The 13,201-nt window shown below is 51.4% G+C and carries 10 protein-coding genes; 4 read left to right on the top strand and 6 right to left on the bottom strand.

Going from position 1 to position 13,201, the window contains the following annotated elements:
• Positions 1-6: 6 nt before the first annotated feature.
• Genes gspE through G006_RS0106245 form a run of 3 tightly spaced genes read right to left on the bottom strand, consistent with a single transcriptional unit; the run spans position 7 to position 3,980 of the window.
• A complete protein-coding gene (gene gspE / locus G006_RS0106235; RefSeq protein ID WP_020482317.1) occupies positions 7-1,518 on the bottom strand; it encodes a type II secretion system ATPase GspE in 1,512 nt (503 codons plus the stop codon).
• Complete coding sequence (gene gspD / locus G006_RS0106240) at positions 1,505-3,412, bottom strand: type II secretion system secretin GspD (protein ID WP_020482318.1); 1,908 nt, start codon at positions 3,410-3,412, stop codon at positions 1,505-1,507. The genes gspE and gspD overlap by 14 nt, the downstream gene beginning before the upstream one ends.
• 22 nt (positions 3,413-3,434) lie before the next feature.
• The gene (locus G006_RS0106245) at positions 3,435-3,980 is read right to left on the bottom strand and encodes a type II secretion system protein N (protein ID WP_160167662.1); all 546 of its coding nucleotides are present in this window, start codon (positions 3,978-3,980) and stop codon (positions 3,435-3,437) included.
• Positions 3,981-4,133: 153 nt separating this feature from the next.
• Between G006_RS0106245 and G006_RS0106250 the strand changes: the two genes are divergently transcribed.
• The 4 genes from G006_RS0106250 (at position 4,134) to G006_RS28225 (ending at position 8,913) form a co-directional block, all read left to right on the top strand.
• Positions 4,134-5,273, top strand: coding sequence for a hypothetical protein (locus tag G006_RS0106250; RefSeq protein WP_020482320.1), 1,140 nt, complete (start codon positions 4,134-4,136; stop codon positions 5,271-5,273).
• Between the two features lie 57 nt (positions 5,274-5,330).
• Entirely contained in the window at positions 5,331-7,586 is a 2,256-nt protein-coding gene (locus G006_RS0106255) for a hypothetical protein (protein WP_020482321.1), read from the top strand.
• Positions 7,587-7,870: 284 nt separating this feature from the next.
• On the top strand, positions 7,871-8,608 hold the full coding sequence (locus tag G006_RS26950) for a DUF4365 domain-containing protein (RefSeq protein WP_020482322.1): 738 nt from the start codon (positions 7,871-7,873) through the stop codon (positions 8,606-8,608).
• A gap of 92 nt (positions 8,609-8,700) precedes the next feature.
• Positions 8,701-8,913: a hypothetical protein gene (locus G006_RS28225; protein WP_152428813.1), complete on the top strand. Its 213-nt coding sequence runs from the start codon at positions 8,701-8,703 to the stop codon at positions 8,911-8,913.
• A gap of 244 nt (positions 8,914-9,157) precedes the next feature.
• Here G006_RS28225 and ppk2 read toward each other — a convergent pair whose 3' ends face one another.
• From ppk2 to G006_RS0106275, 3 genes are read right to left on the bottom strand one after another with little or no spacing between them, the layout of a single operon-like run.
• Positions 9,158-9,940 carry a polyphosphate kinase 2 gene (gene ppk2 / locus G006_RS0106265; protein ID WP_026146885.1) on the bottom strand — a complete coding sequence of 261 codons (783 nt, stop codon included), beginning with the start codon at positions 9,938-9,940 and terminating at the stop codon, positions 9,158-9,160.
• A 43-nt stretch (positions 9,941-9,983) separates the two neighbouring features.
• Entirely contained in the window at positions 9,984-11,303 is a 1,320-nt protein-coding gene (locus tag G006_RS0106270) for an HD domain-containing phosphohydrolase (RefSeq protein WP_020482324.1), read from the bottom strand.
• A gap of 19 nt (positions 11,304-11,322) precedes the next feature.
• Positions 11,323-13,107 (bottom strand): bacteriohemerythrin, encoded by a 1,785-nt coding sequence (locus G006_RS0106275; protein WP_020482325.1) that lies wholly within the window; start codon positions 13,105-13,107, stop codon positions 11,323-11,325.
• Positions 13,108-13,201: the final 94 nt, after the last annotated feature.

Here is a 13,201-nt window from a genome sequence, read left to right on the forward strand (position 1 = left end):
ACCCAGTTAATCCTTTAAGGTAATACGGATAGCTTCGTCGATGCTGGTGTCGCCGTTCAGCACTTTTTCCAGCGCGCTTTGTTGAATACTGCGTGAGGTAAGTCGGGCATGGCGTTCCAGCTCAAGGTCGCCGGCGCCATCATGGATCAGCTGTTGCATCGTGCTATCCAGCATGATCATTTCAAAAATACCAGCCCGGCCCTTGTAACCGTGGTTATGGCACTGCGGGCAGCCTTGGGCTTGATAAACAGTAACAGGCTTGCCGGTTTCGCTGCGATACCCGAGCTTGGCTAAATCCTGTTCCGGCACCTGTTCCGGTTTTTTACAATGCGGACACAGTTTGCGCACCAACCGCTGGGCTATCACGCCGACCAAGCTGGACGCCAATAAGAACGGCTCAATACCCATGTCGCGCAGCCGGGTGATGGCGCCTACGGCAGTATTGGTATGCAGTGTCGAAAGCACCAAGTGGCCGGTCAAGCTGGCTTGCACCGCAATCTCGGCGGTTTCCCGGTCGCGAATCTCGCCGACCATCACGATGTCTGGATCCTGCCGCAAAATCGCCCGCAAGCCCTTGGCAAAAGTCATGTCCACCTTGGCATTCACCTGGGTTTGGCCGACACCATCCAGGTAATATTCGATAGGGTCTTCGACGGTAAGAATATTGCGGCTGCGTTGATTCAATTGATTAACCACCGCATACAGGCTGGTGGTTTTCCCGGAACCGGTAGGCCCGGTCACCAGAATGATGCCGTGCGGACGAGCGATCATTTGCTGAATGCTGTTCAGCTCATAATCCGACATACCGACTTGCTTAAGACTTAATTGGTTGGCCTGCTTATCCAGCAAACGCAATACCACCCGCTCGCCGTGGCCGGAAGGCAAGGTTGAGACCCGCACATCCACGGTGCGGCCGCCGATATTCAAGGAGATACGACCATCCTGCGGCAAGCGCTTTTCTGCAATGTCCAGCTTGGCCATGACTTTAAGCCGGGAAATCACCATGGGCGCGAATTCGCGCTGCGGCTCGATAATTTCCCGCAAGGTGCCGTCCACCCGAAACCGCACTACCATGCGTTTTTCGTAGGATTCGATGTGAATGTCCGAGGCGTTTTCCTTGATGGCCTCGGTGAGCAGCGCGTTGATCAAACGAATGATCGGCGCCTCATCTTCGCTTTCCAGTAAGTCTTCCGGCTTGGGCAAGTGCTGGGCCATCTCGGACAAATCCAGATTGTCCTGCATATCATCGACCATCTGTTGCGCATGGCCGGTTTTGTGTTCGTAGACCGCTTGCAGCAACCGCTCGAACTCTTCCGCGCCGACCGCTTCGAAACTGGCAGGTCTAGCCACGAAGCGCCGGGTTTCCAGTAAGGCCGTTACCGTGGCTTTAGGCTGGTAAACGATACGCGCCTGCTGCGCGGAACATTCCGCGACTATCACGCCGTGGCGTTTGGCAAAACCGTAGGACGGCAGCCTGTTATCGGTCGGCGCTGGCGCTGTCGGTTCAGCGGTTGCCATTGCCGCCAGCCTCGCCGCGATTGTCTTCCGCAACCGAATTGTCGTCCGATAAGTTGTCCAGCAAGGGCTGTTTCTGCTCCGGCATCAACAGCACGCCGTCCTGGTTAAACTCTTGTTGCTTGTCGCGGATGTAATTGTATTTGTCGTGGGTTAAGCCGCTGGACTTACCCGCATCCCTGATGATTTGCGGGCGCAAAAACACCATCAGATTCTTTTTGGTGATAATCGTCGAATTGGTTTGGAACAAGTAGCCCAGATAAGGAATATCCCCCAACAGCGGCACCTTATCCACCGTTTCGGTGATGTCGTCTTGGATCAAGCCGCCCAATACCAACACCTTGCCGTCATCGACCAATACGCTGGTTTCGATTTTGCGTTTATTGGTCTGCAAATCCGCACCGGTAGTACCTTGGACAACGCTCGAAACCTCTTGCGCGACTTTTAATTTGACCGCATTGCCTTCGCTGATCTGCGGCAAAACTTTGAGTTTAATACCGATGTCTTCGCGTTGGATGGTTTGAAATGGGGTACTCAGGCTGCCGCCGACGGAAGGTGTGTATTGGCCGGTGGTTAACGGGATGTTGCGACCGACTATCATGTTGGCTTCTTCGTTGTCCATCGTCACCAGCGACGGCGTGGATAACACGTTGACGTCGGTATCATTGGCAAACGCGGTCAACAAGGCTTTTAACTCGCTGCCTGCCAAATAACCGATACTCAAGCCCTTACCGACGGAGGAAATAAATTGCGATAGATCGAGCGAGTTGCCCTCCCCTTTTCTGCTGGCCGCAAATACGCTGCCGTCTTCCTTGGTTTGCCATTCGACGCCAATATTCTGCGATTTGTCGTAGCTGACTTCGGCAATAATCGCTTCGATATGCACTTGGGCGCGGCGCACATCCAATTGTCTGACCACCGATTTCAAGGTCGCCATCAAATCGTGCGGCGCCGTGATAATCAAGGCGTTGGCCGCCTCGTCCGCCCGAATATCAAAGTCCTTGCTGGTGGAAGCTTTGGTTTTGGCCTGGTCAGCTTTTTCGTCCTTCAAAGACCCCACCCCGGTCAGAGTTTCCACCAATTCCTTGGCCACCGCATAACGCATATAAATCACTTCGGTATTGCCGGCTTTTTCCATCGGCGTATCCAGATTGGCGATCAAGGCGCGCATCTGCAAACGCATCTCCGGATCGCCACCCAGGATAATGGAATTGGAGCGTTCGTCGGCCACCATCGGCGGTGCGACCGGCGTGGTTTTGCCGGCACTGTTACTGGTTATTAGCGTGTTCAGCGGCAGAATCAAATCCGCGGCATTGGCGTGTCGCAAATTGATGATTTCAATGTTTTGCAAATCGCTTTTATCGATTTGCTTGATCATCGCCGCCAAGCGTTTAACATTGGCGGCGGTATCGGACAGGATCACGGTGTTACTTTCCGGCACCGCGCCGATAAAGGCGTATTGCGGCATCAAGGGCAACAGGGTCTGCACCAGCTGCGTGGCATCGACGTGATGCACCTGTAACACCCGGGTCAGTTGCTCGTCGCCGTTCTGCGGATTGCCGCGCAATTCGCTTTCCTCGCCGTCCTGTTTGGCGCTGATATTAGGAATAATCTTAACCACATTGCCGTTCGGAATTGCGGAGTAACCATGCACCTTTAATATGGACAGAAATACATCGTAAACCTGGGCGGATTTCATCGGTGTGGAAGTCACCACCGAGATATTGCCGGTGATGCGCGGATCGATAATAAAGTTTTTACCGGTGACATCCGCAACCGTCTCGATCAGCGCGCGAATATCGACATCTTTCAGATTCAGCGAGAATTCGTCTTTTTCCGCCAGCAGCATCGGGCAGAAAATAGCCAGCAGAAAGCCGAGCAACAAGCGTGTTTTCATTTGCAGTTTACAAGGGAGGGGATTATTCGGTGGCACTTGGTGCGCGGACGCTATCTTTTTTTAATAACAAGGATTCCTGGAGTTCGCCACGTTTTAGCAAGACCCGGTCTTGTTCAACAGCCTGCAACACCGCGCCGCCGGGCAGCTGGTCGCCCAGCCTATATTTCTTTTGCTGCCCGTCGTCGGCTTGAATGATGCCGCTGGCATTTTCCGGATTCTTGGATAAAAACATGATGCCTAGCAGTTTCAGCTGCAATTGCGTCTCCGCAACGGCGTCGTTACTCGAGACACTCTCCGGGCTTTGCCCAAACAAATGCCAGGTGGCGATTTCCGACAAATCCAAGGGCGGATTTTGCGTGGCCGTCTCGGTAGGCACCGATGCAGCAGCCCCTGTCGAAGTCCGATCTATGTCCGCCAACGCGGTGGACAGATTTACATACAACACCCCAAGCAAATAAACCGTAGCCAGGGCTGTGGCAAGCCATTGCAGATAGGCGCCACCCACCACTTCTCGTTCCGCTGCTTTCCAATCGAAAGCGAATTTTGAAAAACCGGCAAATTTCATCATGGTTGGATTATGCTGGGAAAACATGACTGTTTTATGACAATCCCAGCTTGGCACGATAGTGCCCAATCCGCGCCGGCAGCCGACTTGCCGGTAGCCCCCAAGCGCTGTTAGAGTTGACCGGAAGCCATAAACTCACCGACATCAACTAAGCACATGAATGGACTATCAACCCTGGAACAGGCCTTTGCCGGCGCTGCGAGCCGCATCAAGGGAATCGATAAACTAGCCGGCGATTTAAATCGCTGGTATTTGCAACAGCCGGCGGAACGCAACTTCCTACATCCCTGCTTAATCGGCGGCAAACCGGCTTTGGTATGTCAAGCCGGCCTGAGCCGCGATGCCTCCGCTGCATATGCCGAGTTGGCTGAAATCGCCCGGCGCTACGGTATTTATTTAAAAGAAGACGGCCGGCAGCGCGACGATAGTTCTATCCTGCATAACCGCCGCCGTGAAGTCAGTCTGGTGCTGAGTTTTTGCATAGGCATGATGGGCTCTTCGCGCATCGTAACCGCCAACGATTTGCAGCCGGTCAATGCCGTGCATGCAGTCGCCAGCCAACTGGCCGAGCCGGTCAATACGATGCAGGCCAAGCTGTCGGTCGATCAGGACGGCGCAGCGACGATACGCTTACGCCTGCGGAAACCGCCGAGCGCCGCAGAAGTGATGGCTGCATACAGCCAAAAGCAGGCCACGCTGAACAGCGATCCGCTGGCGAAAACGGAAATGGCCAATTTCCTCAGCGCTAGCTATCAGGCCGAGTCCAGCGATCCGGCCAATATCAGCGCAGACTTGGCAGTCATGGCCGACTATTTTTCGCATTACCCGCAAGCCGTGAATTTGCTCAGCGAACTGCGCGGCCAAAAACTCATCCTCAAATACCGGCAAAATACCTGGCAAACTCAGGCCTTTGGCAATCAATTTGGGGTGGATAGCGTGACGATTTACTTCGACACCCGTTTGGGTGCGCAATTGCTGAACGATCCGGGCTGCGACAGCACACCCGCATGCAGCATCTCGCCCGCCGACGCCTTACTGCATGAATTGCTGCATGCCAAATTGATGCTGCTGGATAGCCAGCATTTTATTGACGGCGGCGGCATGGCCCAAACCCTGTACCCCTTCGAGCACGAACGCGAAGTGATCAATCACGAAAATCGTTTATACCAAGATATGAACCAATTGGACGGCCGAGCCCGTCCTTTAAGGCATAGACATAGCGGCGAGTTATTGCAAGTCTCCTGCCCGGCCTGCAACCCAACAAAGCAAGTTGCGTCAAGCGACCCAAGTCTGTAAAACTAGCGAAATTTCGTGATAGACATAACAAAAACTACTCAACTCAGGAGACACACAATGACGCCCATATCCAGCCGTAATGTTGCCGAAAAATGGCGGTTTGCCAGACTCGGCGGTTTCGATCAGGTTGAATTGAAACGCGGTAGCGATTTAATCGGACTGCCGGAACTGGATCAGAAATTATGGGCGGCACTGAGTTGCCCGACGCACGGATTGTTCTTCGACAACCAAACATTGGTGCTGCTGGATACCGATAACGATGGCCGCATCCGAGCCAATGAGGTAATCGAGGCGGTGCGTTGGGTAAGTAAGGTACTGAAAAACCCGGCCGATTTGATCCAACAGAAGACCACCCTACCGCTGGCGGCGATAAACGATCAAGATGAAGAAGGTCAACAGCTACTGGCCTCCGCCGTCGAGATCTTAAAAAATCTGGGCAAGGCGGATGCGACCGAAATCACCACCGACGATCTGGCCGACATGACCAAGGTCTTCGCCAACACTCAATTTAACGGTGACGGTATTATCCCGGTTAAAGCCGCCGGCGACGAAGCCGGCCAGCAAGCCATCACCGACATCATCGCCTGCTTGGGCGAGGTTGAGGATCGCTGCGGCGAGCCGGGTATTAATCTGGAAAAAATCGAGCAGTTTTTTAAAGATGCCGGCGCATACTTCGATTGGTGGCAACAGAGCGATGCCGAAGCCGTGCGGATTCGCAATCAAATCGCCGACACTGAAGCGGCGGCGGCTTTATTGGCCCAAATAAAACCGAAAATCGACGACTTTTTTACCCGCTGCCAATTGGCGGAATTCGACACCGGCGCGACCGAGTTGTTGAACCCCGCCGACAGCCGCTACGAGCAACTGGCCGGCATAGACTTGTCGGCAAGCAACGAAGAACTGGCTAAATTGCCGCTGGCCGCTATCGCCGCCGGCGCTAACTTGCCGTTAAATGCCGGCTTGAATCCGGCCTGGCGAGCTGCGATAGAACAGTTAAAAACCCTGGTGCTGACACCGCTGCTGGGCGCTTTGGACAGCTTGTCCGACGCACAATGGCAAAGCGTGATCGGTCAGTTTGCTGATTACCAGGCCTGGTTGCAGAAAAAGCCCGCCAATGCCGTCGAAAGCTTGGGGCTGGAGCGCATCAAAACCCTGTTGCAAAGCGATGCACAAGCCAAACTGACCGGCTTGATCGAACAGGATCTGGCCTTGGAACCGCAAGCCACCGCCATCGACTCGGTCGTGCGCTTGCTGCATTACTACCGCGATCTTTACACCTTATTAAATAACTTCGTGTCGTTTCGCGATTTTTACAGTGCCGAACCGCACGCTATTTTCCAGGCCGGTACCTTGTATCTGGACGGCAGAAGTTGTCAATTGTGCGTGAAAGTGGATGACGTGGACAGCCACAGCAAACTGGCCGAACTGAGCAAAATCTTTCTGGCCTACTGCGTATGCCGTCGGCAAGGCAGTAACGAAACGCTGACTATCGCCGCAGCGGTTACCGGCGGCGACAGCGACAATTTGCGCGTCGGCCGCAACGGCGTGTTTTACGACCGCAACGGCCTGGATTGGGACGCGACCATCGTCAAAATTATCGAAAATCCGATCAGTATCAAAGAAGCATTCTGGTCGCCGTACAAACGCGTCGCCCGGATGATTAACGAACAACTGGAAAAAAGCGCAGCGGCGCGCGACAAAGCGGCTAACGCCAATGCTTTTAAAGGCATTTCCGAAGCCGGCGCCAATGTCGGACAAGGCAAGGAGCCGCCGGCACCCTTCGATGTCGGTAAATTTGCCGGTATTTTCGCTGCCATCGGTTTGGCAATTGGCGCGATCGGTACCGCACTGGCAGCCGTTATGAGCAGCTTCATGGGCTTAGTTTGGTGGCAAATGCCGCTGGCCATCGTCGGTGTGATGCTGGCGATTTCCGGCCCGTCCATGTTCATCGCTTACTTGAAACTGCGCCAACGCAATCTGGCACCAGTCCTGGATGCCTGCGGCTGGGCGGTAAACGCCAAGGCCTTTATCAACATCCCGTTCGGCCGCTTGTTGACCGGCGTCGCCAAATTACCGAAAGACGCGGAAATGCAAATGGTCGATCCGTTCGGCGAAAAGCAAAGCCATTGGCAAAGCTACGTGTTTTTGCTGATCCTGCTGGCCGGCGCCGCCTACGCCTGGCATAAAGGCTATATCGGACCTAAGCCAGAACCGGAAAAAGCAGCCCAGGTTGAGGAAAAAGCGGCGCCAGCTAAAGTTGATGCGCCTGCTCCGGCAGCGACTCCAGCCAAGCCTGCGGAACCGGCTAAGTAAGTCTTTCGTTGCATACGACCGGAGCGGTGGCGCTTATCAGCTGTTGCTTCGGCCCTATCTAGTGCTGGAAATGTAGGGCGTCAATAGGCGTAGCCGTATTGCGCCGCATATTGGCCTTAAATCATTCGGCGCATTACGCTTACGCTAATGCGCACTACACGGGCTTTTAATCATTTGTTGGGCCGTCATGAAAACTCCGCTAATCCTATTTTGTTTGAACTTTGCTCTGTATAGCGCGAATGCGCCCTGTTTAAATTAGGCGAAATTGAAGGAAAAACACATACGTGACAAACGCATTTCCTAAGCGATTAACCACAGATAAAATATCAGAAATTGGAGTTAACCTCGTTTCAACGATTATCAACGACATCTATGGTTGGGTATTTAGAAAAACCCATCTGGAACACGATTATGGTGTTGACGCATATATAGATTTTGTTACAGATGATGGATTTGTTACCGGAAAATTTATTGCCGCTCAGATTAAAACAGGGCAAAGTTATTTATCGAAGAATGGTAATACACATTGGTATGTAGACTCCAAAGAGCATCTAAACTATTTTTTAAACTTACCAGTTCCAATTTTATTGATTGTATGTGACCCTGATAAAAAAGAGTGCTTTTGGGCACGTCTCGACAAAGATCATATTGATTTTCGCGAGAAGAATTGGAGACACCCTATACCAAAGAATCAAAGGCTTTCAAGCACGTATAAAGATAGCATAATTAAAATATTTGGAAAAATAGAGGATCATATTTCTGATTTTGAGAGAGATAATGAGTTAATGGAGATGACATCGAATGATTCTTTTATCCAATACTGCATTCCAAAATATGATATTGAAAAACGCAATATAAGAAACCTTAGAGACTTTATAAGTCGAATAACCAGAAATGAAAAATTGACTTTAGCTGTGCAAGGCAGATTATATATTTGCACCTATGGATATGAGGATGATATTAGAGAAGTGCATCAAATAAAAGAAGTAAGACGCTGGGTAAAAAAGCGAGAAAGAATATAAATGAGTGGTATCTTTGCACAATCGATGAGCCACGAATCTCTACTCTTCTGTGGATAGCTGCTTGCGCAGCCGAGGTTAAAGGTGATCCAACTGTGTGGCCAAACGGCAGAGTCGGATATTTGATTGAAAATGGCCCAGAAGAAATACTTGAATTTTTAGAAGAATGTTATGTTGGACTGAATGAAGCCACTGAAAAATGGGGTTGGACTAAGAAGTTTAACTATGAAATATCAAGACAATTGAGTCAAATATTCTTTCCAGATTTTAAATATCCAGATTTCAATAGCCCGGATATAGAGCAATAACTATAGCGTGATGCACTGTATGATAAACCCAAGAGGCAAAACTATTTTCAAAGTGCCCACGCGCCGACGTGAGTCACGTAGGGTGGGCTCGGTTTTTGTGCCCACACGGAATTAAAGCAATCGCGCGAAATGGTGGGCAGAAAAGCGTTGCCCACCGTACATTTGAATATGGCTTGATCAACTGTCTGTTCAGACTGGTACATATGGGTATTTACCCCACACCCAACTCCTTTCCTGCCAATCCTCACGGCGCGATCATTCCATTGTGCAAATAGCTTTCTTCGTAATTAAATACTATATTCGCATCCGGCAAGACCAGCGTTTCGTCCTTGCCCTTGTAATCCAAACGAAACAATAAATCTTTGATGATATTGATCCGCGCGGATTGTTTATCGTCGGATCTAACGACCGTCCAGGGTGCGGATAAATGGTGGGTTCTGGCAAACATGATGTTGCGGGCTTCGCTGTATTGCTGCCAGTGTTTTTGAGCTTCCTTGTCGATGGGGCTGATTTTCCATTGTTTCAACGGGTCTTTTTGCCGCTGCTTTAAGCGCTCTTTTTGTTCGGCTTTGCTGATGTCCAGATAGTATTTCAGCAACTTGATGCCGGAGCGCACCAGCAGCTGTTCGTAGTGAGCGACGGTTTCGATGAACTCGTGATATTCGTCATCGTTGCAAAAACCCATCACCCGCTCCACGCCCGCGCGGTTATACCAACTGCGGTTAAACAGCACCATTTCCTGGGCAGCCGGCAAATGGTGGGTATAGCGCTGAAAATACCAGGTACTGAGGTCGCGGTCGGACGGTTTGCCCAGCGCCACCACCCGGATTTCCCTCGGGCTGAGATGTTGAATGATGCGCTTGATGGTACCGTCTTTGCCGCCGGCATCGCGGCCTTCCAGGATAATCAGGATTTTGTCGCCATGCTTGATGATGTGATTCTGCAATTTGACCAGTTCCACCTGCAGTTGCTGTAAAGTGTCTTTATAAACTTGCTTATCGGCTTTTGGTGGGTGTTTTTTGCTCATATTTACCTGCCTATCTAAAATGGTTTCCGCCTGTCCGGCCAATTCAACCGCTTTGTTGGTCACTGCCCATTCTTACCCGCAAAATCAGATTTTTCTTGTGCTTCCTGAGTTCAAGAATGTCCTCGACGTTTTTTTCGTTGAGAATCTGATTCTTTAAATACAACACGTCATTACAAATAATCTCGGCGGCTTCCATGCCGGGTTGCAACTGGGTCCAGGAAATTTCGATTATCGGTCGTTCATCGACGGTTTCCGATTCGGCGAGCAGCGCCAGAAAGGTATCGACCACCAGTGGGTCGTAGTCCTTGGCTTTTTTACTCAGCAGACGCACTTTCACTTGCTCGGTCGTCATCGCGGTGCCGGTGATCGAGCCGTCCAGATAATTGATATAGTCGCGCACCACCGTCAATATCCTCGCACCCAAGGGTATCTCCGAGCCAGCCCAACCCAAAGGTTGGCCGGAACCGTCGAAATGTTCGTATTGGGCGGCGATTAGTTCGGCGGCGTTATGCAAGGTTTCCAGGCCTTTCAATAGCGCCTGCCCTTCCAACGCGTGGTTTAAATAGCGTTTGCGTTGCAGGCTGTTCATGCTTAACAAAGACTGGGTCAGCAAACTGTCCGGTAAGCTCATTTTGCCGATTTGCAGCAATAGGCCGGCATACACTAAATCCTTCAGTGCGGCGGCATCCATGCCCAGCCGCCGCCCGACTTCCCTGGCGTTTTCTGCCACATATTTGGCATGGCCGCTCTTGATACCCGGCCGCATTTCGATGGTTTTTGCGAACACCTTAACCGAATCGGCATACTGTTTTTTCAAGGCATCGTGGGCTTGATCGATCAGCTGCAAGGACTTTCGCAGCTGTTCGGTGCGTTTTTCGACCTTGTCTTCCAAACCGGCGTTCAGCTCTTTCAACTCCTGATTTTGCCGGTTGATAATTTCAAACAGTTGCCGGCGCTCGTCGCGCAAGCGCTTTTGTTCCAGCGCGTTGTTCACCAGAATTTTTAGCTCGTTGTCTTCCCAAGGCTTGCTGCAATAACTGTAGATCTTGCCCTTGTTAACGGCGGCGATGGTCGATTCAATGTCGGCATAGCCGGTCAATAAAATCCGCACGATATTTGGCCAGCGTTCGGCCGCTCTGGTCAGAAACTCGGCACCATCCATCTGCGGCATGCGCATGTCGGAGATAATCAGATCGATAGGATGTTGCGCCAAAATTTCCAGGCCGTCGGCGCCGCCCTCCGCCATATAGACTTGATATTCCGCACCGCGAAACAAGCGGCGCAAGGCCTTCAACACATTAGGCTCGTCATCGACGAATAATAAATTGGCAACGGTTTGCGGGTCTTGGGAAAGCTCGGTCATGGCGCGGCTGCGATATTCGTTAACTGGCAGGGGTACAGGTCGGCAAATAAATCCGGAACCGAGTTCCTCGCCCGATTTCCGAATCTATCTCGATACGACCATGATGGTCCTGGATGATTTTATAAGATAGCGACAAGCCCAAGCCGGTGCCTTTACCGACCGGCTTGGTGGTAAAAAATGGATCGAACATCCGCGCTCGGGTTGCTTCGTTCATACCCTGGCCGTTATCCTCCACTTCGACCCACAGCCAATCGGCATCCTGATAACCGGTACGCACCGTAATTTTGCCGAAGTCCTCAATGGCTTGCGAGGCGTTGACCAACAGGTTCATGAATACCTGATTCAGTTGCGCGCCAACACATTCGAAGGGTTTAATGCCGCCATATTCCTTGACGACTTCGGCTTTGTATTTGAGCTCGTTGTTGATGATGTTCAAGGTAGCATCGATGCCGGCTTCCAGATCGAATATTTCCCTGCCCTGCTTATCGATCCGGGAAAAATCGCGTAGATCCTGGACGATTTTCTTGGCGCGGTTGGCGCCTTCAAGAGATTCATCGACCAAATCGGCGGCATCGTCCTTCACAAAAGCCAGATCGACCGATTGTTTAAATTGCTGGAAGGCTTGCGCGTCGGGATGGTCTGCGCTCAGCTGCCCGGCCAGGCGTTCGGCCAATTCGGCGGCTTGGGTCAAATCTTGTATGTATTGTTTAAGACTATTCAGATTGGAATAAATATAACCCAGCGGATTATTGATCTCGTGCGCCACGCCGGCCGCCAATTGGCCTATCGACGCCATCTTTTCGGACTGCACCAGATGAGCCTGGGTTTCCTGGAGTTTCTGATTGAGCAGGGTTTGCTGGTTTTTCTCCAGCTCCAGGGTCTTATTAGCCTCTGTCAACGCCTGGGTGCGCTCCCTGACGCGCTCTTCCAGTTGCTGATTGATTTTCAGCAAAGCGCTTTCCGCCTGCTTTTGCGTGCTGATATCCATGCCGCAGCCCATCAAGCCGGCGAATTCGCCGCTTTTGCGCACCCTGGGCACCGCAGTTTCCAAAATCCACACCACCGCTCCGTCCGGTGCGTATAAGCGATATTGGATTTTGAACTTGGTTAACTCAGCCGCAGCTTGTTGATAAGCCTGCACCACTTTGTCTCTGTCCTCGGCGTGTATGGTATTTAACCACTGGCGCCGGTCAACAAAGCCGCGCTGGATATTGAACGTTTTAAACCAGAAACGATTACAAAAAATCGGCAGGTTTTTGGCATTGGTTATCCAGATCAGAGCCGGCAGATGATCGGCAAGCTCCTTGAAACGCTCTTCGCTTTCCCGTAAAGCTGAATATAAATTGCTGTGTAAAATATCGACATGTTCATCCTTATCGATACTAACTTGCTCGGCGTCGATGCCTTGATTAAGGCTGATCGCCATCAACTTGTCGGTTTTTAAAATATGGTGGCAAAGCCAGTCGACCAAAAAATCCAACAGATCCTTGGAAAGGACCGAAACATCGGATTGCGCCTCGACATGCACTTGTTGCATTTTATCGATAAATTCTTGATGCTGCTGGCAATGCTGGGCCTGCATCCGCAGATTGAAGCCTGCCTCCATCATCAGTTGCTCTTCGTGTTGGAAATGATCTACGGTGTAATCGACTAACTGCTTGACGGTCTCCAGCACGGTTTGCAGGTCGGCACCCAAGGCGTTTAATTCATCCAGGCGATTAATCAGCGCGACCAGATGCCGATGCTGATTATCCACACTGTCTATACCGACCAGCAGTTGGTCGTTCCACGTTAAAATACTCATCCGCGATCCATTCTTAGCAGGGTCAAGTCTGATTACCGACCCCTGGCATTATGGCACAATGCATTTACTCTGCCGGTTTTTTCAAGACTCAGGT

This window comes from Methylomonas sp. MK1, assembly GCF_000365425.1.
Lineage (GTDB): Bacteria > Pseudomonadota > Gammaproteobacteria > Methylococcales > Methylomonadaceae > Methylomonas.

Coding starts and splice junctions, on each gene's coding strand:
- gspE (WP_020482317.1), bottom strand. CDS start 1,518: ATGGCAACCGCTGAACCGACAGCGCCAGCGCCGACCGATAACAGGCTG.
- gspD (WP_020482318.1), bottom strand. CDS start 3,412: ATGAAAACACGCTTGTTGCTCGGCTTTCTGCTGGCTATTTTCTGCCCG.
- G006_RS0106245 (WP_160167662.1), bottom strand. CDS start 3,980: ATGATGAAATTTGCCGGTTTTTCAAAATTCGCTTTCGATTGGAAAGCA.
- G006_RS0106250 (WP_020482320.1), top strand. CDS start 4,134: ATGAATGGACTATCAACCCTGGAACAGGCCTTTGCCGGCGCTGCGAGC.
- G006_RS0106255 (WP_020482321.1), top strand. CDS start 5,331: ATGACGCCCATATCCAGCCGTAATGTTGCCGAAAAATGGCGGTTTGCC.
- ppk2 (WP_026146885.1), bottom strand. CDS start 9,940: ATGAGCAAAAAACACCCACCAAAAGCCGATAAGCAAGTTTATAAAGAC.
- G006_RS0106270 (WP_020482324.1), bottom strand. CDS start 11,303: ATGACCGAGCTTTCCCAAGACCCGCAAACCGTTGCCAATTTATTATTC.
- G006_RS0106275 (WP_020482325.1), bottom strand. CDS start 13,107: ATGAGTATTTTAACGTGGAACGACCAACTGCTGGTCGGTATAGACAGT.